The sequence below is a fragment of the Mesorhizobium sp. M0800 genome (assembly GCF_040320095.1).
GTDB lineage: Bacteria > Pseudomonadota > Alphaproteobacteria > Rhizobiales > Rhizobiaceae > Mesorhizobium.
Window position 1 is genome coordinate 26,579 of sequence record NZ_JAMYOZ010000016.1, and the last position, 23,976, is coordinate 50,554.

18 protein-coding genes, 1 tRNA gene and 1 pseudogene are annotated in these 23,976 nt (G+C 57.3%); 11 read left to right on the top strand and 9 right to left on the bottom strand.

The features are described from left to right. Position 1: 1 nt before the first annotated feature. Together NKI18_RS19130 and dctP are read right to left on the bottom strand one after the other, a co-directional pair. Entirely contained in the window at positions 2–1,051 is a 1,050-nt protein-coding gene (locus NKI18_RS19130; RefSeq protein WP_352618833.1) for a TRAP transporter small permease subunit, read from the bottom strand. Between the two features lie 109 nt (positions 1,052–1,160). Then, on the bottom strand, positions 1,161–2,279 hold the full coding sequence (dctP, locus tag NKI18_RS19135; RefSeq protein WP_352618835.1) for a TRAP transporter substrate-binding protein DctP: 1,119 nt from the start codon (positions 2,277–2,279) through the stop codon (positions 1,161–1,163). 389 nt (positions 2,280–2,668) lie between these two features. Here dctP and NKI18_RS19140 point away from each other — a divergent pair. Then, positions 2,669–3,853, top strand: a pseudogene (locus NKI18_RS19140) (IS3 family transposase). A 15-nt stretch (positions 3,854–3,868) separates the two neighbouring features. On the opposite strand, the gene NKI18_RS19145 reads toward NKI18_RS19140, so the two are convergent. Further along, positions 3,869–4,966 (bottom strand): cupin-like domain-containing protein, encoded by a 1,098-nt coding sequence (locus NKI18_RS19145; RefSeq protein WP_352618837.1) that lies wholly within the window; start codon positions 4,964–4,966, stop codon positions 3,869–3,871. Between the two features lie 182 nt (positions 4,967–5,148). On the opposite strand from NKI18_RS19145, the gene NKI18_RS19150 reads away from it, so the two are divergent. Continuing rightward, the gene (locus NKI18_RS19150; RefSeq protein WP_352570605.1) at positions 5,149–5,289 is read left to right on the top strand and encodes a hypothetical protein; all 141 of its coding nucleotides are present in this window, start codon (positions 5,149–5,151) and stop codon (positions 5,287–5,289) included. A gap of 67 nt (positions 5,290–5,356) precedes the next feature. Here NKI18_RS19150 and NKI18_RS19155 read toward each other — a convergent pair whose 3' ends face one another. From NKI18_RS19155 to NKI18_RS19165, 3 genes are all read right to left on the bottom strand, one after another. Continuing rightward, positions 5,357–6,682, bottom strand: a complete 1,326-nt coding sequence (locus NKI18_RS19155; protein ID WP_352618839.1) for an HlyD family type I secretion periplasmic adaptor subunit — start codon at positions 6,680–6,682, stop codon at positions 5,357–5,359. Then, positions 6,679–8,286: an ATP-binding cassette domain-containing protein gene (locus tag NKI18_RS19160; protein WP_352618841.1), complete on the bottom strand. Its 1,608-nt coding sequence runs from the start codon at positions 8,284–8,286 to the stop codon at positions 6,679–6,681. The genes NKI18_RS19155 and NKI18_RS19160 overlap by 4 nt, the downstream gene beginning before the upstream one ends. Before the next feature lie 96 nt (positions 8,287–8,382). Beyond that, on the bottom strand, positions 8,383–9,681 hold the full coding sequence (locus NKI18_RS19165) for a hypothetical protein (RefSeq protein ID WP_353020262.1): 1,299 nt from the start codon (positions 9,679–9,681) through the stop codon (positions 8,383–8,385). 930 nt (positions 9,682–10,611) lie between these two features. On the opposite strand from NKI18_RS19165, the gene NKI18_RS19170 reads away from it, so the two are divergent. The 5 genes from NKI18_RS19170 to NKI18_RS19190 all read left to right on the top strand — a co-directional run bounded on the left by NKI18_RS19170 (position 10,612) and on the right by NKI18_RS19190 (position 18,412). After that, entirely contained in the window at positions 10,612–12,762 is a 2,151-nt protein-coding gene (locus tag NKI18_RS19170) for an ATP-grasp domain-containing protein (protein ID WP_352618843.1), read from the top strand. 46 nt (positions 12,763–12,808) lie between these two features. Beyond that, positions 12,809–13,273, top strand: a complete 465-nt coding sequence (locus tag NKI18_RS19175; RefSeq protein WP_352457629.1) for a hypothetical protein — start codon at positions 12,809–12,811, stop codon at positions 13,271–13,273. 311 nt (positions 13,274–13,584) lie between these two features. Continuing rightward, on the top strand, positions 13,585–15,891 hold the full coding sequence (locus tag NKI18_RS19180) for a CapA family protein (RefSeq protein ID WP_352457628.1): 2,307 nt from the start codon (positions 13,585–13,587) through the stop codon (positions 15,889–15,891). A 714-nt stretch (positions 15,892–16,605) separates the two neighbouring features. Continuing rightward, positions 16,606–17,031 carry a hypothetical protein gene (locus tag NKI18_RS19185; protein ID WP_352451186.1) on the top strand — a complete coding sequence of 142 codons (426 nt, stop codon included), beginning with the start codon at positions 16,606–16,608 and terminating at the stop codon, positions 17,029–17,031. 175 nt (positions 17,032–17,206) lie between these two features. Continuing rightward, positions 17,207–18,412, top strand: a complete 1,206-nt coding sequence (locus NKI18_RS19190) for a TadE/TadG family type IV pilus assembly protein (protein WP_352618846.1) — start codon at positions 17,207–17,209, stop codon at positions 18,410–18,412. 337 nt (positions 18,413–18,749) lie between these two features. On the opposite strand, the gene NKI18_RS19195 is transcribed toward NKI18_RS19190, so the two are convergent. The 3 genes from NKI18_RS19195 to NKI18_RS19205 form a co-directional block, all read right to left on the bottom strand. Next, positions 18,750–20,141: a UDP-N-acetylmuramoyl-tripeptide--D-alanyl-D-alanine ligase gene (locus NKI18_RS19195; protein WP_352618848.1), complete on the bottom strand. Its 1,392-nt coding sequence runs from the start codon at positions 20,139–20,141 to the stop codon at positions 18,750–18,752. A gap of 1,084 nt (positions 20,142–21,225) precedes the next feature. Then, positions 21,226–21,302, bottom strand: a tRNA-Arg gene (locus NKI18_RS19200). A gap of 47 nt (positions 21,303–21,349) precedes the next feature. Beyond that, positions 21,350–22,042, bottom strand: coding sequence for a winged helix-turn-helix transcriptional regulator (locus tag NKI18_RS19205; RefSeq protein ID WP_352457625.1), 693 nt, complete (start codon positions 22,040–22,042; stop codon positions 21,350–21,352). A gap of 339 nt (positions 22,043–22,381) precedes the next feature. On the opposite strand from NKI18_RS19205, the gene NKI18_RS19210 reads away from it, so the two are divergent. The 4 genes from NKI18_RS19210 (at position 22,382) to NKI18_RS19225 (ending at position 23,956) form a co-directional block, all read left to right on the top strand. Next, positions 22,382–22,708 (top strand): DUF1330 domain-containing protein, encoded by a 327-nt coding sequence (locus tag NKI18_RS19210; RefSeq protein ID WP_352618850.1) that lies wholly within the window; start codon positions 22,382–22,384, stop codon positions 22,706–22,708. A 127-nt stretch (positions 22,709–22,835) separates the two neighbouring features. Further along, entirely contained in the window at positions 22,836–23,360 is a 525-nt protein-coding gene (locus tag NKI18_RS19215) for a hypothetical protein (RefSeq protein ID WP_502900722.1), read from the top strand. Between the two features lie 120 nt (positions 23,361–23,480). Next, the gene (locus tag NKI18_RS19220; protein ID WP_352451191.1) at positions 23,481–23,771 is read left to right on the top strand and encodes a hypothetical protein; all 291 of its coding nucleotides are present in this window, start codon (positions 23,481–23,483) and stop codon (positions 23,769–23,771) included. A 41-nt stretch (positions 23,772–23,812) separates the two neighbouring features. Continuing rightward, complete coding sequence (locus tag NKI18_RS19225; RefSeq protein ID WP_198023575.1) at positions 23,813–23,956, top strand: glycine zipper domain-containing protein; 144 nt, start codon at positions 23,813–23,815, stop codon at positions 23,954–23,956. Positions 23,957–23,976 lie beyond the last annotated feature (20 nt).

The window sequence follows — 23,976 nt, forward strand, 5'->3', positions numbered from 1 at the left end:
CTCAGCCGACCCTTCCAAATGCAGTGGCGATGTCTCGCATCAGCCGGGATAGGCCCTGAAGCAACAGGAGCGCTGCCCCGATGGGGATCGCGAGCTTTACCGGCCAGTATTGGATGCCCCATTCGGTGAATGAGCGTTCGCCAACCGCCGTGGCATCGCTCGCAAATCGCCATCCTGTGACCAGCATGGTGCCGGTGAACAAGAAGAAGAAGGCCGAGGTGATGATGTCGCAGACAGCACGACCGCGTTCGGAGAGATGGCTGTAGACGATGTCTACCCTGACATGCGTTTCGTCACGGTAGGCATAGGCGCCTGCCAGCATGTACTGGATGCCGAACATAAGAAACATGCTTTCATGTACCCAGTTGGTCGGTGAGTTGAAAACAAAACGGGCCACCACTTCGTAGTAGTACGCCACCACTGCGAGAACCGACCAATACGCGACGAACTCTCCCGTCACGCGTACCAGCCAGTCGACCGGCTGGAACAACGCGAGCGGTTGCTTGACGGGCGTGGCTGGCACATCGACTACGAGCGGATGGTCGGCCGCGGCGCGCTCGATCTCACGGGTGCGGGCGCGCCGCACAAGACCGGGTATTAGAAGGGCGTCGCCTGCGAGAGCGAGACCAAGCAGAAGTCCGGCAATTCGGCCGATCCTGTTGGCGCGCTCGAGCCCATGGGCGGCGGCGCTCAGATTATCGCGCGCCACCGTGGCGTCTGCCTCAGCTTTCGCCAGGCGATTGGCAGCGCCTTCTTTGCTGGCTGCTACATCTGCCTTGGCACGCGGCAACAGCCTTTCGGCGTGTTCGCTCTGGGATCGCGCGAGCGACACTGCCTCACGTCCGTCGCGTACCTGGGCGCTCGTCCAAAGCACTGCAATGAACAGCGGGATAAAAATGAATCCCCACCTGCTCTTCAGATAAAACCGGTGCATGCCGAGGAAGCCTGCAGTGACCAGGAACAGGTAAGCAAGAAAGAGATTTGGACGGCCGGCATCGCGCTGTGCCCGCTCGCGATGGACAAGGAAGACCGCAACGAGCGGGAAAAGCACGAGGCTTGACCAGTATAGCCAGTGCGGCAGCACAAATGTGAGTGAGGGCATCGGCGACTGCCTCTTGCAGGAGAGTGCGCCCGCCCGGACAGGACGGGCGCGGAGAGCCTCAGAGGTTGATCGACAATCCCTGATACATGTCCGGCGTAACGTAACCGACGGTCGGGTTCTCCATCACCTCAAGCTGCAGTTTGAAGATGCGCGCCGCGTCCTTATCCTTGTTGGCCCACTCGAACCAGATTGGCACCGCGATTTCCTGGAACTTCTGGAGGTCCTCCGGTCCAAGCCGATTGATTTCAATGCCGGCATCCAGGAATTTCTGCCAGGCCTCCATGTCGGCCTTCTGGATGGCCCCGAAATGGACATTGGAATAGACTTGGATTTCGTCTTCCACGAACTTCTTGAGGTTGTCCGGGAGTTGGTTCCAGACATTCATGTTGACGGCAAAGTCCATCAGGTCGACGGGCTGGTATACGGACATCAGACCGGCTGGGCCCATGGAAATGTACTTGGTCACCTGCTGGAACCCGAGCGCCCAGTTTACCGCCGGCCCAGTGTAGTCGGCTGCATCGATCGTGCCTTTCTCCAGCGCGGAGAACACCTCGCCGCCCGGCAGCAGCGTCGTCTTGGCGCCGGCTTTTGCGAATGTCTCGGCGATCATGCCGCCAGGTACGCGCAGCTTCAGGTCTCTGAAATCCTCGATCGAGCGGATCGGTGTCTTTGAGTGGATGATGTTCGGGCCGTGATGAATGCGGTTGACGTAGTAAAGACCTTGTTTCGCATAAAGGTCGCGCGCGGCCTGCAGACCACCTTTCGAATAGAAAAAGATGTCCCATTCGTGCGGATAGCGTAGCCCCATCGTGTAAGAGGAGAGGAACGCCGCAGCGGGAAGCTTACCGGCCCAGTAAAGTGAAAACGAGTTCATCGCTTCCAGAACGCCGTTCTTCACCCCGTCGAGGAGTTCGAAGTCACCAACGATGTCCTTTGCCTTGAACGGCTGAAATTCGAGTTGGCCTCCGGTCTTTTCCTTGATGGCCGCACACCAGCTCTGGAAAGTTTCAAGTCCGACGCCAGCCGGCCACGAGGTTTGAATTTTCCAGATGATTGTGTCAGCGGCTCCTGCCCTTCGAACCCAGGGAGCGGTAACCGCCGTCGCCGTCAGCCCGGCGACAAGTCCGCTCGACTTCAGGAAGCTTCGCCTTGATTTGGAATGCGATTCTCCGTCCATTGTCTTCCTCCCTGTTCGGCAAGCGGACAAACGATAGGCCCACCGCCGGTCTCAAAAACTGAAAACCAATGACACATCCTTTTTGAGGGATCAGAGCATGCCAGCGCCACGAACGACAGAGAAAGAAACGGCGCAGCATGCAAATAACATAGCGCGACGCAAGCATTTTCAACCACTGCGCGCCCGACCCGTAATATGCTCGTGCGGTTTCAATAAATCCACGGTTTTAGTGGGTTATCGGCTAGTCAACGCGGCGTTCCTTCGGCTTATACGAAGCTCGGTGCGGCTTCCGTCCCTGCTTCTCAAGCCGAAACATTGGCCAGGTTGACCTTGCCCCTCTGATCTAATGCGGTTTGAAGTTCGTTCTGGCCCATCGAGAGGACCAGGACATGAAACGTAGCCGCTTCTCTGAAGAGCAGATCATCGGAATTTTGAAGGAACATGAGGCCGGGGGATCGGTTGCCGATCTGTGCCGCAAGCACGGGGTCAGCGACGCCTCGATTTTCAACTGGAAGGCCCGCTTCGGCGGGATGGATGTCTCCGAGGCTCGGCGAGTGAAGGCTCTGGAGGACGAGAACACGCGGCTGAAGCGGCTTCTGGCCGACGCCATGCTCGACAATGCCGCGTTGAAGGATCTTGTGGGAAAGAAATGGTGACGCCCGCGGCCAAGCGGAAAGCTGTCGCTCGCCTGAAGGAAGGCTTCGGGATGAGCGAACGGCGGGCGTGTAAAGCCGTCGGCTGTTGCCGCATGACGGTTCGCCACGAGACCAGCAGGCTGGACGACCGCGAGCTTCGCGAGCGGATGAAGGCGATCGCGCAGGAGCGTCGCCGGTTCGGCTACGGGCGTCTTCTCGTGATGCTGAGGCGGGAGGGCCTGGTCGTGAACCACTAGAAGCTGTTCCGGCTCTATCGGGAGGAGAAGCTCGCCGTTCGCCGCCGTGGCGGCCGCAAACGGGCGATCGGGACCAGCGCGCCGATGGTGGTGCCGCTGAGGCCCGACGAGCGCTGGTCGCTCGACTTCGTATCGGACCAGCTCACAGACGGGCGCCGCTTCCGCATCCTGGCCGTCGTCGACGACTGCACGAGAGAGTGCCTGGCACTCATCGTTGATACGTCTCTCTCGGGCATGCGGGTTGCAAGGGAATTGGACCGGCTCATCACCGAGCGCGGCCGGCCGAAAATGATCGTCAGCGACAAGCGAGTTCACCTCGAACGCCATCCTCTCCTGGGCGGATCAGAACCGCGTCGAATGGCATTACATTGCGCCCGGCAAGCCGATGCAGAATGGCTTTATCGAGAGCTTCAACGGCCGACTGCGCGATGAACTGCTCAACGAGACGCTGTTTACTTCGCTGGCTTAGGCACGCGTCGCCATCGCCCTGTGGCGCGCCGACTACAACACCGCGCGGCCGCATTCCCAAATCGCCTGGCAGACACCGGCCGAGTTCGCCACCACCTTCAATCTGCGACGGTCGCTCGCGCTGCGCTGTGCCAAAGGCTCCGCGCAAGCGCCCGTCGCTTCACCCGCCCAGCAGGGCACAACCCACGCCGGAAACGAACTCAAAACTGGATAGAAACTGGGGGCAAGGTCACTGCCGAACAGGTAGTTCAACCGCGGGATGCGAGAGCGCCTCAAACTCTGCCTTCGTTAGGTCTTGCTCGGTCTGAAACCACCGCGCCATGAGGACTCCGAGATCTTCGGGGATCCGCAACGCCTTTGCTTGGTCCCGCCCCAACTGCGCCAGGAATGCGCACCATTGATCGTATTCCGTTTTGCCGGTGTCGCTCTTCCACTCAACATAGGCATGCTGGGCCAGAGTCTTAATTTCGTCGGTGGGGATCGGTTCGATGCCGTAACGGTATGCGCCTTGCAGGACCTGATAGCCGAATACAAGCAGTGCGCCGGCCCAGTCCAGCGCACTCCGTCTCAAACGCCGGTTGATGCTGACAGAGAATCCCTCGGTTTCAACCTCATGCCACCAATCGACCGGCATATACAAAACGTCACCTGCATTCAGTACGGCAATCTCTCCATGCAGTTGATTCAACAACGGGAACTGGTCAAAATCGGGATTATTCAAATCCACAAGCGCCCGCCTGGGCTTGTCGGCCGTCTTTTCATGCTGCGGATAGATGAAACTATAATCCCAAGGGGGGAACATTTTCACGGCTTTTGTCCCGTGTAGCTGCACCAGGAATGCGTACCAATGATCATAATGCGCCTTGGCGGTAACCCCTTCGGAAGCAACATAGGGAGACGAGCCAACGAACTCCAGGTCGCTTGGCCAAGGCAATGCCTCCAGAAGACTGCTCGGGACTTTCCCGCCAAACATGTAGTAGCGCTCGTTTGCATCGATCAGTGGTTGCCATTCCCCCTGGCCTAGGATCCGCTCGAACAACTCACGGAAGGTCATTTCGTGTGTCATCCCGCTCTTGCGTAAGACATAGGATGCAGTGGAAACCGTGGTCTCGTCCCCTGGAACCACCGTAACCTGCCCGGTATGCCGCGCCCATTTGGGGTCATCCAATCCCCAACCGTCGGAGGCTGCAACCCAGCCTCGAACAACAAACGGCCGATTTTGTCGGATTGCCGTGGAGATTTGCTTGCTGTCAATCTCCTCGATCGGTTTCATGTTAAGCTTTGGCGTTTCGCGAGCTGATTCAGCGAGTTTGGCGTTGCTGGCCATGGTTCCACCTTTATTGAGATGACCTTAATCAAAGAAATGAAATACAAATTGCGTTTCAGTTGGATGATATGTGGCTGTCGGGAGCGATGTCGTCGTGCATTCGAATGGCAGCGATCCAGACACTTGGTGTTCAATGGCCGTGCTGATCGACGAAAGCCGTCACCTGGCAGCGGGATACGCCGATGGCCTGGCAGAGCTTGGCGCTGTTTCCATTCCTCACCGTGCGCGAGAATGTCGAGTTCGGCCTGCGCATGCGCGCCGTCGACAGGGCCGAGCGGCGGCGATGCGTCGACTGGTGGCCGCGAATCTGGAAGAGGACATAATACTCAATACTCGCCCAAATTATACTTGAACGGGAGCGTAAAAGTCTTTGTCTATTGCTCGTTCTCTTCATTCACGAAGAGCACGTCCCATAGCGGCATAGACCGGCGCGCTGAGATACTCCCATGCTGACCTCGCTCCAGTTTCGATCATGACCTGTGTGCCCATTCCAGCTTGCAATGCTCCAGGCTTCAAAGACTCCGGCCTCAGAACAATTCGGACTGAATAAAAAGCCTGACCGGTCCGAGGGTCAATTAGCCGGTCAGCCGAAAGAGTGCGAACGTCACCGCTCATCGGTTGCTGGTAACGTCTGTTCACAGCGCTAAGCCACACCGTCGCGTGCAGTCCCACTTTCACCTGATCGACGTCGAGGGGGTCAACGTTTGCCACAACAACGAAGCTATCCTCCTGAGGGACGATGTCCATCAGCGGCTCTCCCGCCGTTACGACCCCTCCATTCGTGTGGACCTTAAGTCCCACTATGGTGCCTCCGATAGGAGCACGTATCTCGGTACGCGTCGCCACGTCATCAGCAGCGGCCATTCGCTGCTCGTATTCGTATATTTTGGCGCGGGTTTCTCCTAGTGTCTCGACGATATCGGCCGTCGTCGAGGCGCTAAGTTCGGCAATCTTGAATTTCGTCTCCTCCATCTTTTGCTGGGTCGCGCCGATCGACGCTACATACCCGCTTAGGGCACCTCCCACGTCCGCCTTTTCTCTTTCCAAATCTACAAGGCGCGTCCTGACTACCAACTTCCTTTCGTACAGGCTGCGCACATCACCTAATTGCTCCTCGATCAGCTCGAGCTTCCGGGTAGCCGCTACCACTTGCCCTTCAAAACCCTCTATCTCCTTCGCCATGCTTCCGGTTGCTTGCTGCAGCAGGGAGAGCTGCTCTCTGAAGAGGTTTTGACGTGTCCGAAAGACACTCTCCTGCCCGGAAACAGCATCCGCTGCCAATTTGCCGGACGCTTTCAATTCAGGCGGAATTTCGATCGAGTCCTTTCCATCTCGTTCCGCGACCAAGCGCGCTTCCGTAGCCTTCGCCTCGTACCACTGCGCCTTGATTTCATTTGCAGCAGCCGCCGAAGCGGTGTTTTGCAATCGTATCAACACCTGGCCTGGCGACACGCGATCTCCTTCTTGAGCCAATATCTCTGATATGATGCCGCCTTCGAGGTGCTGAACTGTCTTTACGTTTGACGCGACATTCACCACCCCGGTGGCCAAGACCGCACCCTGGATAGGTGCCGCGACAAGCCACATGCCGGTCAGGGTCGAGAAGGCAGCGACAATCGCGAAACCAGAGATCACTAAACGCCTACCAAACGGCGGCGGATCTTCGGCTCGCTGGGTACCGGGGTGTTTGGTGCCAAGAGCGAGCGAAGCTATCACTTAACGCTCCGCAATTCAGTTTTCCCGAAAGCAACGGGACGAACGGAACCTCCGGTGAGCTCGGGCGATCGACTTCCTAGGATCAGCGACCTATCAACTAATCCGGCAAGACGGTTGGTCTGTCCGGATATGGTGACAATTACCGAGCTTCCCGCATCCTTCATAAGCCTAACCGCCGACTCGAGGGTCTTCTTCGAGGCAGCGTCCAAATTGGCGAATGGCTCGTCCAAGACAATAAGTCTCGGCGCGCGAAAGAGCGCGCGGGCAAGGGCTACTCGCTTCCGTTCACTCCCGGACAGGCCGACCGAGTCGTTAAGCAAAGTGTCATAACCCTGGCCCAGACGAATGATAACTTCGTGTATTCCGGCTATTTTTGCTGCGGAAACCACGTCATCGATAGAACTTTGTTGAAAACGTGCAATATTTTCCGCGACGGTTCCGTCAAAAAGTTCAACGTGCTGAGGTAAATAGCCGATGCCTCCAACTCTAACATTATCCGGAAGCCTGGTTATGTCCATGTCTCCCAAGCGGATCTGACCGGTGCGGGGCTTGAGCAAACCAATGAGAAGACGAGAAAGCGTCGTCTTGCCGGTGGCTGCACGTCCTATGACCAGCAGCAATTCCCCAGGAGCCAGAGAAAGCGACAGTTTCCTAAATACGTCTGCTCGCGATCCAGCATGCCTGAATGTAACTTGATCGAGAACTAACGAGCCTTGCGGCGTTCCAGGAAGCAGGGACGGCTCTACGTCCAACGGTTTGGCAAGCTCCGCCTTGATCTGAGAGTATCCCTCCCGCGCTTCCCTGAGGCTTCTGAGCTCCCGAACTGCCTTTTCCACCATTCTGTAAGCAAATCTGGCAATGAGCCGGGCTGCAAATACGCCTCCGAGGGACGCCGAATCGTTCAGGAACAGCCAGATGCCCGATGCCAATAGAACTATGTAAACGCAACGGTTCAGCGCCCGGATCGCTGCATCAAGGCTCGATCCTCTGGCATTAAGCCGCTCCCGCTGCAAAAAGCCATCTACTCTGTTCCTACCCCAGCGACCGGCGATCGCGTCGGCCATTGCGAAGGCGCCGACTACGTCTTTGTGCCTTTCCGCTGAGATCAATACCTCTTTCGCCTGCTTGGCAGCTTCACGTTCAGCTTGGCGGGGCTCTTGTGTGATCTTTTCTTTGAGCAGGCTCATACCTGTCAGCAAAGCCATGCCTGCCAACGCGATCAGGCCGAGAACAGGATGGATCAAGTATACACATAACAGGAAAACGGGAGCCCAGACCACGTCCAGCCAAGCAGCTAGCCCTCGCTCAACAAAGCTGGAGACTTTCTCGATGCTGGTCAGAAGCGGCGGATTGGGGACGCCTGCCGTCAATCCGGCTTTCACGGACTGGCTGGTCAAGTGGTGCTCGATCCAAACGCTCCAGCGGGAAAGCATACGACGACGAATGGCTTCCAGCACGACGCCGGTTACCAGAGCGAGCAAGGCGGCCAAGGTCAGAATAACGAGGGTTTCCACGCTGCGGCTGGAAATGACCCGGTCGAATATTTGTATAAAATAAAGCGGCCCAGCAAATCGGAGCGCATTGATACAGACACCAAAACCCACAACCGCAGCAAGGCCAGGTATCGACCTTCGCCACATTTCGCTGAGGGGGGCGCTGTACCGCCGCCTACCTCGTGTTCTCAGCAAGGACACCGTCTTTCACGCCCGTCCAAGCGGGGCATGCTGGTCGGGGTCCTCGTTGAAAATTCCCGAGAAATTCATGATCATCCCATCCAAATCGTCATGAGGGCTCAAAGCAGGTCCCGCAAGAACATTTGGCTGAAGCCGATTTGCTGCCCAAAGGCGTTCATCGTGATCAACTGCCTCGAACATCGACCAAGCTCCGCTCACGAGGTTGTACATTTGGGTGGCGGACAGGGGAGGGCACCCGAGGGCTTGGACCAGGCTGCCCAGAGATGACTTGAGGGCTCCACGGGTTTTTGCCAGCACTGCCGCTTCTATCAACTCAGCGGGCGCCTGGATCGACATAAACGCGGGGTTCGAGCTTTGCGATAGCAACTCGGGTAAGGTGACCGAGACGCTCCCAAAGGGACTGGGCCATGTCGCCCTGCTGTCACTGGCAGGCCTTCCCGGACCAGGTGTTTCTCCCAACTCTGCCTGAACCAGTTCGTGCGCAAGCTTCCCCAAAAAATCAATTCGCAGCTGGGAAGAGTAGGCTCGACCCTGGTCGAGTGCCGTCATTGGATTTGGGGAATCAGCAATACGCCGTAGATATGGATTATTGCCCTGTCCGTTAGCCAGTTTTTCAGAAGCGCGAGCCTTTAGAACGGGGCTGAGTGCCCCATCCTGGAGCTCCCATGGGGAATAGACATGCAGGCCAGTGGCTTCTTCAGCCTCCCTCACACCGAGCGGCGATCGGCCGATCCTGCCACTAATTGCAAGTACCTTGTGGCCAGCAGCGCGGAGGGTATCAACTCCATACTTTGCTCCCATCGCGTCATAGGAAGCGAAAATCGCGCCAAGAGCCATGCTCCGAAAAGATTCAGCCAGAATTAGCTCGGAAGTTTCCTTCTGCTGCAGCCCATCGGCAATCTCAATAACAGCGACGTCACATCCATTTTCAGCGGCATGGTTCAGTAGGCGGAAAGCACCCTTCTCAATCAACTCTACCGGGGCTAAATACGTCGTTGCAAATCCGGCATCTGTGAAATCAAGAACGATGTCGGCTCCGGCATCCCGCACAATCCAGGTGTCGCCACCCGAGCCAGTTCCTGTAATTTTCAGTGCCGCGACCTTCAGTCCCGCCTTTTTGAACCCTCGGACCAATGACGTTGCCGTCAATGTCTTGCCGGCGTTCATTGACGTCCCAAGCGACAGAACAATCGGCAGAGAAGGGGGTAAATCGTCTGAGCTGACCTTGTAATCCCACACGTTTAGCCGGCGGCCGAACTTGTCGCCAATCAGGCCGAGCGGGGTGATCTTGGTTGGCGCCAGCATGCGAGCATGCCTGGAAAGCTCACATGCCGCGATGCCGCCCCCCGCTACCAAGTCGCACGGCCCCAGATCGGGGCCTATTACCGCCTCGAACTGGTCAGGAGCGTACCTGTTTCCATAACAGAGGATTATCTCATCTCCGCGAAACATGATCGCCTTTCGCCCGCAGATGAGCTCCAGTCTGCTGTGATTGCCGAGTTCATCAACGCGCGCCAAAACAAGATCGCCAGCGACGGGCTGTATAGGTCCGGTAACGAGTGTGCGCATGTGAGATGCGGCGACCCGGCGGGTGGCGAATGCTCGTTTAGCTCTCTTCAGGCGCCCGCGCTTAATTCTTGAAACGGACATGAACCCCCCAACTTACATTTGGATGGCATTTAGAAGTCTTTTCTGTTCTATGTATAAGATTAAGCCCTTTTCTATACTCCTCTCCGTTTGCAATCGATTATCCAATAACCAATATGATTAGATAAATATGATTAGCTAAATAGCATTAGATGCCTAAAATACATACCCAAGCTGACGACTTTTAACGGCTATTAACACTATAATGTCTGGATCTCTGCCATTCGAATGCATGACGACATCTCCCCGCGAGGCCACATACCATCCAGCTGCATTGTCCGGATCAGGCCGGCGGGAAATCCACTGGTCTTTCAAGAGAATAAGAACGCGACTTCCGGATGCTGCGGCCGTAGCGTTTAGGCTGAACGCGGGGGATCAGAGATAAAGCGTGCTTAAATGTGGTGGAATGCGCCACATCTTCGCCCCTTCACATCGGGTCTTGCCGAAGCCGCTCATGCCCATCGATGCGATGCCCGTTTCGAGATGCATTTGAAGTGGCTGCAGCGGAAGCGTGGTCAGGAAGTCTGTATTGTGGGAGACGGTCGAAAAGCAGGCGGAGCGTGAACATCCGGGGTCAAAAGTGGGGTTATGGTCAGCCTATCTGAAGAGTTTGGACAAATTGAGATTGTCAGTTTTAAGGTGCTATCGGGACTTAACGTGCATAGCACGAACACGGTGGTCAAATTAACCCTGAATATCGGGCGGCTAGCGGTTTCTTGCATCTCCGATTTTACTGCGCTGGCTCGCTCAGCGCTGTCCGAAATGTTTCCCGGTTGTGCACAAAACGCTTTGGTCCCTCGCTACATTGCCGACGCAATCCTGTCCGCTGATCTTGAGCTTCGCCGCGCGATGAATTTCTATTCGTTTTCGCCGACGGCGTCGCTAATAGGCGATCCGTCCGAAAGCCATCTTGCAATCGTTTGGGAGTCGGATGACCCGCAGATGTCGCGCGCGGCTGCTTCGGCTGTCGTTGACGCGATTGGTGAGGCGGCGCGAGGCGAGGACGGGGCAGCGAAATACGCTCGGACTCGGGAGCTAAACCTGGAAAGGGCGAAGAGACGACGTCTTTCAAATTCGACCGCTGTGCTTGTAGCTGCAGCTAAGAGAAATCACATCCCGTTCGAATTCATTGCCCGTAACCACCTTCGCCTTGGCCAAGGCAAGCACCAGAAGCAGCTGTTCTCGACGATATCGGGTTCTACATCGTTTGCGTCGGCGAAGGTGGCCTTGGACAAAAGGCTGGGCAACAGACTTTTGGCGCAAGCGGGGATCCCAGTACCCCGTCAGATTACCGTTCGCACCAAACCTGAGGCCGTCGCTGCCGCCAAACAGCTGGGTAAGACCGTCGTGGTCAAACCGGTTCAGGGAAATCAGGGGCGGGGAGTCTCGGTTAAACTGCGGGGACGCCGTGCAGTTGAGGCTGCATTCGATATAGCGCACGACGTCACTCAGTCAGAGCGGTTTGGCGTCTTGGTTGAGCAGTTCATCGCCGGCCCGGAATTTCGAGCGACAGTCGTTGACTATCATCTCGTGGCGGCGGTCATGTGTTGCCCCCCCCAAGTCGTTGGCGACGGTGAAAAAACGATAGTTGACCTGATTCATGATTTGAACCGAGAACCCGACAGAGACGGGAGACGTCTTTCTCCTGTAGAGATTGACGATGAGCTGCTACGGCACCTAGCCTTGCGTCGTCTTACGCTGGAGTCCGTCCCAATTTCCGGGCAGCCTTTGGTTCTCCGACCTACCGGCCACCTCGCCCGTGGAGGCGTCCCGGTCGATGTTACAAACTCCGTTCATCCAGATAACAGGCAACTGTGCGAGCGCATCGTGAGAGTCATCGGCCTTAACATTGCCGGGATAGATCTCATCATGCCCGATATTGCAAGATCATACAAAGAGGTCGGGTGTACTGTCATCGAGGTAAATGCACGGCCGGGGATCGAGTTTCATCTTTGGCCGCGAGCGGGGACCTCGAGAGATGTGAGTGAGATAATCCTGGCCAATATGTACAATGAGCCGGGCTCTTCGGAAATTGCCACCGTACTCGTCATCGGCGATCGACACACTGGTGCGGTGGCGACAGCAATCGATCATCGGTTCCAGGCGGAAGGGCGAAGAGTTGGTCTCTTGTCGAAAAGAGGCGCTTACATCAACACTGTACCCCAGGAATTTGGGCGGCGGACAACCCCGCAAATGCTGGCCAGAGACCCGTTCCTGGAAGCCCTGGTTTATGCAGCCTCTCCGGACAGACTTTGGGCGAGCGGTCTTTGTCTGGGTGCTTGCCGTGCGGTCTCGATGACTCGAACGGATGCAGACAATGGTACAGTTCTCGAAGATCTCGCCCAGCGAGTGTTGCAGTGCGGAAACCAGGGCTATTTCATTGTCAACAGCGAAGATGAATGGCCCCGCCGTGCGCTGTCGACCTTGCCGATCACACGACTAATATTGGTCAGTTCCGAGCCTGATACTGATACCGACCTACGTCGGCACCTACAGAGTGGTGGTTTGGTTCTAACTTTGAGATGGAGCACTGACGGATCGGGTGCCAAAATGGCGCTTTTGTCGAGATCTGGTGAGCTAGCCGCGGAACCCCTCGCATCTATGTCTCAGTCGCGGCCACCGCAAATAAAGGCTGCCATGCACGCAATGGCAATGTCGTATTTGGCAAAAAAGGATGGCTGGTTCGATGAAGTGGCCCCGTTTCCTTCAGTTCGGCCCGAGACGAACGACGTTCGATAGCAGTGATGAGTTTATCGATTCTGCTCAAGCTAAGGAGAGTAAGGTTATGAACACTGTTTCGCCGATTGCAACACCGAGTGTTTCGCTAAGTGATGCGGCGACACTCGTTGCTTTGACTTTGAAACGCACCACAAACAAAGCAGGACAGCCGCGAACCCGTGCAAGAATGTCGTACAAGACATTCAGGCGCCTGACCGGACGGCGTGTCGGCGGGGCGGCGTTCGTGAGAGGCTTCACGGAGGAATTGTTGAAGCTAGGCTGGCTGATGGTCCGTATGCCATCGGCTTACGGCTTCGTGCGCGCCGCCTCCCTCGACAAGTGGCGTCTCATAAAATCAAATATGGTCGCGGAAGAACTTAAGGTGATTAAGGAGGGATCTGCGGCGAAGGCATTGGAGAGCGCTCGGCAAGAACTCGCTGGATCGGGTGAGAATAACGGTTCAGCAGGCGGCCTCAGTAAGGCAGTTCGAATAAGCGGAGAGAAGAAAAAGCCGGTCGCAAGCATCGGATAGATGTGCCTCGTCAGGAGATTGATTTGTGTAGCCCCCATCAGGGGCAGGCGAATTGAGGCCAAAACGCTGCCGGAAGCTGGGCTGCAGACTCGGATCCAGCTTCCCACCATGGAGCGAAAATGCGGCCTCAGAGCATGTTGAAGGACAATCTCCACGCCCTGTAGAGAGTTGGCCTCAGGGCAACCGACGGCATGTCCTTTCGATCAATTTCAGCACCCGTCGGCGAAAGGTTCGCAGGATTGCGGAGCGCAAGACTTGTGAATTCTTGCGTCTCAGCGTTCGCAGAAGAAGCAGTAGCTTTGGGGAAAAAGATGGCGACTGGATCTGTTTACGTCTGGGAGCGTTGCGATTCAGATTTTACTGGCGGCCGGGTGCATTTAACCGAGGTCGAACTGCCTTATCTTTGCCAAAACACGGGGAGGCAAGGGCTGCGTGGGCGGTACGTGGACGTAATCGGTCATCCAGCCACGGATGTTCACTGGCCCACGGGTGAGATGGGCGAAGCACTGCCCGACAAGCAAGGTAACTATGTTTTCAAGCCTTTCGGCGGCGGAATTCTTGGTGAACAGGAAGGTTGTGAGGCCGCGGCACGCTTCGGCCAGGTCAACGTCTACTACCACGTCTCCTTGATAGCTCATCGAGTGAACGAAGTGCTGCGTTCACTCGGCGAGGGCCCGTTGCCGAAGGTCAGAGCGATCGTTAATGCGCACCAGCCGAAACAAGGGGGAGTTAACGGGGATCTGCTTAGGTTGGTGCCGGTCAAAGGGACCAAATACCGATATCCAGCAAGAATCGAAAATCTCGATGATTTTTCGATCCCCCTCTGTGGGGAATTGCTGTTCGGCCCGGGGCGTGCAGTCACAGCGGAAGGGTGGCTTCCACGAATTTCAGGCGGTGCTTATCTGTGCGACCCCTCGCACAATGCCAGTTTCATATATCAGGCATTCGGGTTTCACGTGGTGCGCCATACCGCTGACATCCAAGCTGACAGGCTGCATGCACCGCGCGCCAGTTTCAGTAAGCCTGGTCCCCTTGAGTACGCCTTGAGCGCATACTTTGCGGCCGCGATGCTGTCGACTCCCTACGTATGGTGTTGGCACCTCCGTCATGATGCCGAGTTCGTACCATCGGATACTCTTGCCAATGATTCGCGTATGGACGACGCCGAGATGCCACCGCCGGAGGCGCTGGTCGCGCAAGTCATAGCGGCGACAATGTGGGACCTACACAAGGCTTTTCCGGGAGACGAACTTACTTGCATTTCGTTAGTTGTAGCTGCCCTTTTGGCGCTGGGACGACTTTCTGATAGCCCGTATGCTCCTTCCGGAATTCGAACGCGCGCCCTCAGGTCACTTCCGAAGAGCTTTGCCTCGTGTTTGCTTCATGCAGACCGAATGAGATTCAGCAGCCGTTACGAAACACTGATCCGAAGCGTTTTTGAGAAGCGTGGGATCGGCTTTAGTTCTTCAGCGGTTGAGACATTGTTGGCACCCTCCGTTCAGCCACCCCTTTACCGCCTCAGTGAATCGGAAGAAGTCCGGCGCCATGTTGTAAAAATTCGCGAGAAGTTTTCAGAGGTCATAATTCCGGATGACATCGATCTCATCGACCCGGACCAACTTGAACAGTTCCTCTCTTCGTCCGCCAGCGCTCCGTACCATTTGGCGGCGGTCGGAGATGTGATGACCGGGATGCGGATGCGTCATCGTATCCGCAGGTTTGGCCCAGACTATGCCTTCGCCTGGGTCAGGCCGATCTTTAGACGCTGCGCTTTGATAACGGGAAACCTTGAGGGGCCGTTCTCCACCATCTCTGAGAAAGCAGATACCACTCGGAACTACTCATACAAAGTCGACCCCAAGTCAGCCTCTGTCTTACGTCGTGCAGGCTTCGCTGCCATGACTGTCGCGAATAACCACATTCAAGACTGCGGTCGGGGTGGCGTGGTTGAGACGCTAGCCACGTTAGAGCGACAGTATATCCAACCGTACGGTGGTGGTAGGAACCAGAGCTCTGCTTACCACCCCGCGATTTTTGATGGCGCAGATATCCGCATCGGACTTCTCGGATATTACTGGAACCGTCGAACAGCGGCTCGTGGCGAACTTCCAGGCTCCGCACAAGATGTGCCCGAATTCATCGAGCGTGATCTGGCCCAACTTCGTCCACTGGTCGATCGGATCGCCGTGATGGTACATTGGGGTTTGCCATACCAGCGCCAACCTACCGAGCAAGACCGCATGAAAGCACGGCTATTTATCGACCTGGGTGCGGACGCAGTCATCGGCCATCATCCCCACATCCTTCAGCCGATCGAGATTTATAACGGTCGGCCGATATTATACAGTGTCGGCAATTTTGCATTTGGGTCCGGAAACAGCAAAGGGGAGTCCATTCTCCCTTGCTTCCACTTTAGTGCGAAGCAGATCCGTTTAGATATTTATCCAGTTTACGTTCAAAACAGAGATCCGCGCCTCGACTACCAACCAAAGATAATGGGAGGAGCAGCCGGTCGCGCGACAATCGATCGGTTGCTGGCGTTGTCGCCTGGACTCGCCGATGTTGTCGTAGCCGTTCAAGACAGATGCCTTAGATTGGCCATCCCTGCACTGGCGTGAGGCTCCGAAGCTCATGCGTATGCCGTACGCGGATTTGCACTGGGTTCCTCGATCGCAATGGCGGCGCGAGCGATACGTGCCGACAAAACAAGGAGCCGATACCCTGTCACGCAGGAGGTGCCGCGGAGGCGTCGCTTGCGAACATTGCGAGGACCAGACGTGGAGAAACGAACTCTTTACTGCTCAGCCGGTTTTGATTTGTTTAGCTGCCGCTAATGGGATATGTCATCCCTGCGGGATCGTCCATGGGAGCGACAGGTGCGATTTCTAATCCGTCTGTTAGGGGCAGTCGTCTTAGGCTGTAGTCTGACGTATTCAGGCCAAGTACTTGCCTGGAAGGTCGGCAAAGGTACGACCTCAGCAACTATTAACGGTATAAAGTTGACAGTATACACCTATCATCCGAAGAACTGTGCCAGTCCATCGATCCTGTTCGTGTTCCATGGACTAAGCCGAACGGCCGAATCCTACCGAGACTACGCGCAGCCTCTTGCGGATCGAAATTGCCTGATCGTTATGGCGCCGCTTTTCGACCTGGAAAGGTTCCCAGGCTGGAGCTATCAGCGGGGAGGCATTGTCAACTCGGGCACAATTCAACCTCGGGACAGGTGGACTGTCTGGTACGTGAAGGGCTTGGTAAACTGGGCGAGGGCCCGAGAGGGGCTGCCGACTGCGCAGTATTACCTTTTTGGGCACTCGGCGGGAGGTCAATTCATGTCGCGTGTTGCAGCATTTGCCTTGTCGGATGCCAAGAGAGTGGTCGTAGCCAATCCGTCGACCTACGTATTGCCCTCGCTAGCAGAGGCGGCAGCCTACGGGCTAGGATGTCTCTCCTCGGGTTGCGTCTATACGCCGGATCAAGCCTCTCAGGAGTTGAAGGCCTATCTGGCTTTGCCTCTAACGATCTATCTTGGAGAAGACGACACTGGCGATGTCGATCTAAACGAAAGCGCAGCTGCTATGCGCCAAGGAGAGACGCGTTTGGATCGGGGGCAGTTCACTTTTGAGCTGGCGCAAGCTGTCGCGACCGCTAACGGGTGGCCTTTCAATTGGCGTCTCGTGATTTTACCGGGTGTCGGACATTCGGCGCGCGACTTGTTGCAGTCTGACCAGGCTCAGCAAGTCTTCGGCCTTAAGTAGAGAATTAGCACATCGCTGACCTCAAGGTCTGCCGCGTTTCACTCAGCTCAATGAGCAGCGAGACAGCTTGCATCGCCTTTTTGCCGAGCGTGAATTGCCGCTGCGTTTTGTTGTTCTAATTTAGTAAATTCTAAACCATCTTCGGTCTAAGTTGCTCTTAAGAGAGGGCTTCTGGATGCGGAGACTGCAAGATCTGCCGCCCGAAAAACGGGGGAACTTTGCCGTCGCGATGGCCTTAATGGTGGTGCCACTGGGCTTGGCCCTCGGCCTTAGCATTGACTTTACCAACGCCGCTTCCTGGAGATCCAAGCTGCAGGAGATAGCCGATTCGGCGGCTCTTGTTGCTGTCGAGAGCGATGGAGGAAACGAAGCAGCCGTCCAGGCCGCGAAGAATTGGGCGCTGGCCAATGGCTCCTTCGTGACCGGCGCTGTCGTTGGGGTGAGCATCACCACTCCTTCTGCTGGGACGCGAGAGGCGGCGGTTGAAATCTCAGCTGGAATGCCAACCGCTTTCATGAGTCTTGCTGGAATTCGGAGCATTAACCTTCACGCGGCGGCAACGGCCCGAAAAGCCGCGCCGGATTATTGCTTCTATGTCCTCGATCCTGCCTCAAATGGAGCGCTGACGGTAATGGGTTCCGGGGGGCTTTCGGTGCCAAACTGCGGTATCCAAGTGAATTCCTCCAGTCCAAGGGCACTGAGGCACGTTGGAACCGGAAAGATTGTCGCCAGAAAAATCTCTATAGTGGGCAATTACCAAGGCGGCGGTTACACCATCATCCCGAAAACCAACCAACCCGAACTTGCAGACCCCCTTGTCGATCTACCGCAGCCCGTTCCACCGAACGGCTGCGACTACAGTGATCAGATGCTGACCGATGTTACCATTCCGGCCGGCCGGGTGTTCTGTGGAAACATTGACCTCGATGGAAATGTCGTTCTTTCTCCCGGAGTTCACTATTTTCAGAACGCAACAGTGAGCATCGGCAGCCATGTGAATCTCTCGGGCGACGAAGTCACGATATTCGTTGACTCCGAGTCAAGCATTATTCAGTCAGCAGGCAAAGGTGGCGTAAGGATTTCGGCTCCCACGAGCGGCATTTACGCTGGCATCGCTATCTTCGGGTCACGCACAGTTACGCCCTCTGTGCCCACGGTCTCATTGTCCGGAAACAAAAACTACTTAATTGAAGGGGCTATCTACCTGCCCCATCATCGTTTTCGGATGAGAGGGACAACAGACCTGAAGTCGACTGCCAACTCAGGTTGGATTGTTGCGTGGCAATTTTTCTATAGTGGCAACTCGAGTGTGGCCCTGGACTGGTATGGTGCGACTCCGCCGAAAGGCCTTGGAGACTTAGGAATAGTGCTCCTTCGCTGAAGCAATGCTGATGTCAGTGCTCGGCACAGGGCTAATCTTTGTTGTTGCTGCATTGGGCTCGGACCAACCAACCATTCCCGGCGGCTGCCGTTATATGCATGGCCGAAATGACCGAGCGGGGCATGACTGTGCGCAGCTCTTCGGTTGGCGGCGTCCAGCCGGCGCTACCCTGGTCACCCGGAGGCAGCACAGATCGAATCAGGCGGCGAAGCACAATTTTCCGCCAAGTGCCTGAGACTGTTTGGTTGTGGAACCAGTCATGGGCGGAGCTGATCTCCGGTCAATTTTTCTGCTTTGGTCCAAAAAAACAGCGAAATTCGACGTATATCGCGGCGGACTAGCGTCCAAATTGCCGGCGCAAGCGAGTTACAACTTCATGCAGACCCATGGCATTCGAAGCTTTCACAAGAAGGCGGTCCTTCGCGCGCAGGATAGTGGCGAGCTCGGGCAACACATCGTCTGCTGTCGCGAAGTGTGGGCCGAGGAGGTACTCCGGCAGGGCACGACGGAGATATGTCATCTGCGTCCCAACCGTCATCACCATATCCAGATCGGCCGCGAGAACGGGTTCCGCCAGACCGGCGTGAAATTCGGCCGATCGTGGCCCGAGTTCCCGCATGTCGCCAAGAAGGGCAAGCTTTCGGCCCCCACTTGCGCGCTTCCCCTCAGCGAGTGCCGCCAGCACGGCGGCCACCGATGTCGGATTCGCGTTGTAGGCCTCATCGACGACATGGACCTCGCCGGACGCGAGGGCGATGCGTATGACTTCGCCACGTCCGTGGATGGCCTGCACCTCCCCGAGCGCGTTGGTCGCAGCTCCCAGATCAAGGCCGAGCGAATCGACAGCCGCCAGCGCGCTGAGGCTGTTGACTGCCATGTGCCGCCCTGGATTACCTAGCTTGTAGGCGAAATCCCGGCCCTTCAGGACCGCACGCACCAGTTGATCTTCGTGCGAATAGTCCACGAGCCGGTAGTCGGCCTTAGCATGTCCACCGAAGGACACGACCTTCGCCCCGAACGACAGCGCGCGGGCTCGGAGATATTCGAAATGCTCGGAATCCCGAGGCATGATCGCAGTGCCGCCCTCAGCGACATCGTACAGGCGGGCTTTCAACTTGGCGATGGCCTCACGCGAGCCGTACTCTTCGAGATGGGCGTCGCCGATCGTCGTGATAAGAGCGACATGCGGCTTGAGCGCAGATACCTCAAGGAGCCGCCGAAAAAAGCCAATCGACACCTCGACAGCGTGGATGCCATCAGGGGGAAGGTTGGCGATCAGGCCGAGCACGCCGGAGACGGTATTGAAGTTTTCGCCCGGAAAAGGTGGATAACCAGCTGCGGTGAGAATGACGTTGATCATCGCCGTGGTGCTCGTCTTGCCGACGCTGCCGCCAACCGCGATCAGGCGTCCGCCGTAAGCAGACCGCGCTCGCTCGGCGAGATACTTCATGGCGACGCGGACCGAAGCCACCCGGAGCAACGGCAAGCCTTCGAAGTTGGGCCGGTACTCTCGGTCCGCGAGGAGCGCGAGCCCCTGTCGCCTGAAGCGCCTGATCTTCCTGGGGTGTACTCCGTAACGGTAGGTGCCAACGCGCGGGATGACGAGCGCGCCGGGGCCGATCAGTGCGTCGCAGAAGGCTATGCAGTCGGTCGTCCAGGCTTCCGGCAGGTCGCCTTCCCATATGCCTCCAGTGATCTCCGCAAGCTCAGCTTTCGTCCAAGGGTGCATTTCTCCCCCTGTCCCGCCGATCGACCCGAATCACGTTAACCCGCGCCCCGGCCACCTTGAATGGGTGGCCGTCCGACATCCCTGTCCTGTGGTTCGATCACTTTCAGCCAATTCCGCTCAATGTGCAATGGTTCCGGGTACCACCTGAGACCTTTGCCGGGTTCAAAGCGGCCTTCGCCAAGCCCGCTACTTTAACGACCACATCCGCAATCACTTTTGAGATCGTCTGGTTGGGACCGATCACCATCTTGGATGAGCGAAACCATCTGTTCGAACGCTAGTCACCTATTCATCGAGTTCAACGGCTCATGGTCGGGGAGACAGTGATGCAGCACCTCGCCAAGGTTTCGCTTGTCGAACGTCTGGCCACAAACGGGGCAGAACTCGAAATATCCTGCTTCGTCGTTGGCCGGCGGCCCGTGGCGCTTGCCCTTGATGCCGGTTGCGGGGTTGTTGGTTCGATCTCGTCTCACGTTGGTCGCCACCGCGCGTAACTTTCATGGGGACGGGCCGACAGCCGATCGGGGTTACCTGCGGGCCGCCGGGCCTACCGGCTGCCAGTGGCGCTGCCGGGTAGAGTTAATTGTAGGCCATTTCATGCGTCATTACTAATACAACAAAATGATAGCGTTCCGTTCCTCTAGCCGCCGGACCGGGCGCGTCCATTCCCCCTATGATGCGGACTTTGGTGGACAATCCGCCCTAAGGGGACGGATGGACACACGAGTCGAGTTCGACCTCGTGATCGATGATGCCGATGTTCAAATTCTTACTCGCCGCGGTCTCGATTGAACGACGAAGTAGCGAGACCTTTCGGCGCCGCCAAGGAGACGTCGACGCTGACGGTCGGTAGCGGCTGTCGTCCGTCGTCTCGGTGCGTCGAAAAACGGGCAAGTTGATTGGGAACAACGATTACCTACCTCGATTTAGGCATCGTAGCGCCGCGCTTCGCAGCGGTTTTGGGCCGCTTCGCCCTTGGAATATGGGTGCCCAAAGTCTGAAGGTCTGCGAAATTCGCCGTACTTATTTCGCAAAAATCCTCCAAAAAAAGTACGGCGATTTCGCGCTAAGTACTTGAAAAACATGGTGATCCCGACAGGAATCGAACCTGTGACCTACAGATTAGGAATCTGCCGCTCTATCCTACTGAGCTACGGGACCATCGCGCCCGACACATAACCGCTTCGGGACGTTTCGCCAAGAGGCAGCTAGGCAGCTCGCTTGGGTTCGACCGCGAACGGGCTCAGGCCCAGCCAGGTCTGCATTTTGCGCGCGATGTCCTGGTCTCCCGTCAAGATGACTTTCGGCCCGGCCTTCTCGACGGTGATCAGCCCCATCCAGATTTCGGTCATAGTGTGCAGGTCGGTCGAGACGTAGAGATCGACATCGAAGCCCGGATCGTACCAGCAGAGGTCGACCTCGCCGTGCTTCTCGACGATCAGCCACCACGACCGTTTCGAGGCGGGGAGCTCCTGATATAGAAATTGTATCACCGTGCGGCCGTCGGGCAGCGGCGACGCGTTGAGATTGCGCCGCATGTCCCACATCAGCAGCGACGGATCGAGGTTCTTCAGCGACAGCCGCGACTCGACCCATTTCTGCCCCCAAAAGCCCATCGCCTCGACAACGGATCGCAGATCCCTGCCTGCCTCGGTCATCCGGTATTCGAAGATGCCTTTCTCGCCGCGCACCTCCTTGCGCTCGACGATCCCGGCCAGCTCGAGCTCCTTGAGGCGTTGCGACAGAAGGGTCGGCGACATTTTGGGGACGCCGCGGCGCAGATCGTTGAAACGGGTCGAGCCTGCCACCAATTCGCGAAGCAGAACCATGGTCCAGCGGGTGCACAGCACCTCCGCGGCCATCGATAACGGGCAGAACTGTTTGTATCCGGACTGGGTCACGACGTTGCCTTCCCCTCAAACTCAGTCGGGACCATAGGCCTTTCCCGGCGGCGCGGCGAGTACAGAAACTGTACCGGCCCAGTGTGGTGGATTTGAAGTTCCTGCTTTCTGGGTGGCATCAGCGTTAGGAACTTCAAATCCAAAACCACACTGGAAATCCAAGCATTTGCTGGTGTGGCTTTTGAATCCGAAATTCGCTCGCTGCGTTGCTCCAAAGCGAATGCGAATTTCGGATTCGCCACACCAGTACAGATCGGGGACTGGCTGGCGCGACCCTTGCCATGCGACCCCTCTGCCGCTGCACGGGATACCCCTGTGCACGACCAGGAGACATGACCCATGACCGCTTACGTTATCGCAGACATCAAGGTGAAGGACCCGAAGTGGATGCCGGCCTATGCCGCGTCGGTCCACGACCTCGTTCACAAGCACGGCGGCAGATATCTGTCGCGCAGCGGCAATGTGAAGACGCTCGAAGGCAAGCCGCTCGACACGACGCTGATTGCCTTGATGGCGTTCCCGAGCGAGGCCGCGGCGCGCGCCTTCACCGACGATCCTGCCTACGCGCCGTTCGTTTCGGCCCGTCAGGGCGGCAGCGACAGCCGTTTCCAGCTGATCGACAACTCCGATCTGGCCGGAACCATCCCGTATCTGCCGAAGGGATGATCTTCCCCTGCATTCGTCGCATCGGGACAGGGATCTCCCAGCAACAACAGCCACAGCGCCCACCTGCCGGACCTCCTTACTTCCGGCGGCCGGCCGGGCTGTGCTTTTCAAGAAGAATGGAATGACTATGACAATCAACTTTCGCAATAGACTTCTCGCTGCCGCGGTGCTGCTGTCGGCCTGCACTGCGTTGGCGCAGGCGCATCAGGCAGCGCCCGCGTCCGGTCCCAATCCGCTGGCCGACATGGTACGCGCCGCCAACAGCCGCTTCGAGAATGTGGCGGCGGCAACCGCCGAGGGCTATGCGCCGATTCCCTGCGCCAGCGGCATCACCGGCGGCGCCATGGGCATCCACTACGTCAATCCGGGCTACCTCAAGGATGACGCGGTCGATGTCGCCAAGCCTGAAGCCGTCATGTACGAGCCGATGGCCGACGGCACGCTAAAACTGATCGCGGTCGAATACATCACCTCGAAAGGCCCGGCCTCGCTCGATGGGCATCTGTTCAACTTCAACAGCGCGCCCAACCGCTATGGCCTCGGCCCGTTCTACGAGCTGCATGTCTGGGCCTGGAAGGGCAACCCGACCGGCGCGTTCGCGGACATGAACCCGAACGTGTCCTGCGAACCGACGACTGCTGCCAGCCAGTAAGCAGCCGAGCCAGGCGGCGCCAACGCCGCCTGGCCGAATGTGGGAGCAGGCCCCAAAGAGGTCGGGATAGCGGAACTTTCGGGACGCCGGCGCGCTTTAGTGTCCCGAAGGAGAGACCGCATGAGCGCGACCAAAGAGTTCTTTGAAACCTGGCTGCAGGAGAATGTCGGCAATCTGCCGGCCGAGAGCGAGGTGAGCGTCGCCGTCCTGGCGCAGCAATTCGAACAGGATGCCGACGCTGCCGGCTATGGCCACGAGGTTCGCGAAGACGAGCTCGGCAATATCCAGGAGGCGATCGAGGCAGCCCTGACGAAGGCGAGGACAGGCGAAGAGCCGCAGGCTGCCGACGACAATGAGCTGGCGCCGGTCATGGAGGCGCTGGAGGTCGAGGATCCGAAGAGCGGACCGTAGCGGTTGCGGCTCTTCCCTTCCACGCTACATGACCGGGCATAATGGATGCCAAACACCTCACACTCGGCGTCGTGATCGGCGTGGCTATCGGCGTCGTGTTGGACAACATTGTTGCGGGCATCGGTATAGGTATTGCTCTGGGCATTGCCTTCGGCCTTGCCCGGAAGTCGTCCGGCCGGAAGTGACCAGCAGAACATGTCCTGCC

Excerpts from the sequence above, each read along its gene's own strand:
- dctP (WP_352618835.1), bottom strand. The coding sequence starts at position 2,279 with ATGGACGGAGAATCGCATTCCAAATCAAGGCGAAGCTTCCTGAAGTCG.
- NKI18_RS19145 (WP_352618837.1), bottom strand. The coding sequence starts at position 4,966 with ATGGCCAGCAACGCCAAACTCGCTGAATCAGCTCGCGAAACGCCAAAG.
- NKI18_RS19150 (WP_352570605.1), top strand. The coding sequence starts at position 5,149 with ATGGCCTGGCAGAGCTTGGCGCTGTTTCCATTCCTCACCGTGCGCGAG.
- NKI18_RS19165 (WP_353020262.1), bottom strand. The coding sequence starts at position 9,681 with ATGCTGGCGCCAACCAAGATCACCCCGCTCGGCCTGATTGGCGACAAG.
- NKI18_RS19170 (WP_352618843.1), top strand. The coding sequence starts at position 10,612 with ATGGTCAGCCTATCTGAAGAGTTTGGACAAATTGAGATTGTCAGTTTT.
- NKI18_RS19175 (WP_352457629.1), top strand. The coding sequence starts at position 12,809 with ATGAACACTGTTTCGCCGATTGCAACACCGAGTGTTTCGCTAAGTGAT.
- NKI18_RS19180 (WP_352457628.1), top strand. The coding sequence starts at position 13,585 with ATGGCGACTGGATCTGTTTACGTCTGGGAGCGTTGCGATTCAGATTTT.
- NKI18_RS19185 (WP_352451186.1), top strand. The coding sequence starts at position 16,606 with ATGTCGCGTGTTGCAGCATTTGCCTTGTCGGATGCCAAGAGAGTGGTC.
- NKI18_RS19190 (WP_352618846.1), top strand. The coding sequence starts at position 17,207 with ATGCGGAGACTGCAAGATCTGCCGCCCGAAAAACGGGGGAACTTTGCC.
- NKI18_RS19195 (WP_352618848.1), bottom strand. The coding sequence starts at position 20,141 with ATGCACCCTTGGACGAAAGCTGAGCTTGCGGAGATCACTGGAGGCATA.
- NKI18_RS19210 (WP_352618850.1), top strand. The coding sequence starts at position 22,382 with ATGACCGCTTACGTTATCGCAGACATCAAGGTGAAGGACCCGAAGTGG.
- NKI18_RS19215 (WP_502900722.1), top strand. The coding sequence starts at position 22,836 with ATGACAATCAACTTTCGCAATAGACTTCTCGCTGCCGCGGTGCTGCTG.
- NKI18_RS19220 (WP_352451191.1), top strand. The coding sequence starts at position 23,481 with ATGAGCGCGACCAAAGAGTTCTTTGAAACCTGGCTGCAGGAGAATGTC.
- NKI18_RS19225 (WP_198023575.1), top strand. The coding sequence starts at position 23,813 with ATGGATGCCAAACACCTCACACTCGGCGTCGTGATCGGCGTGGCTATC.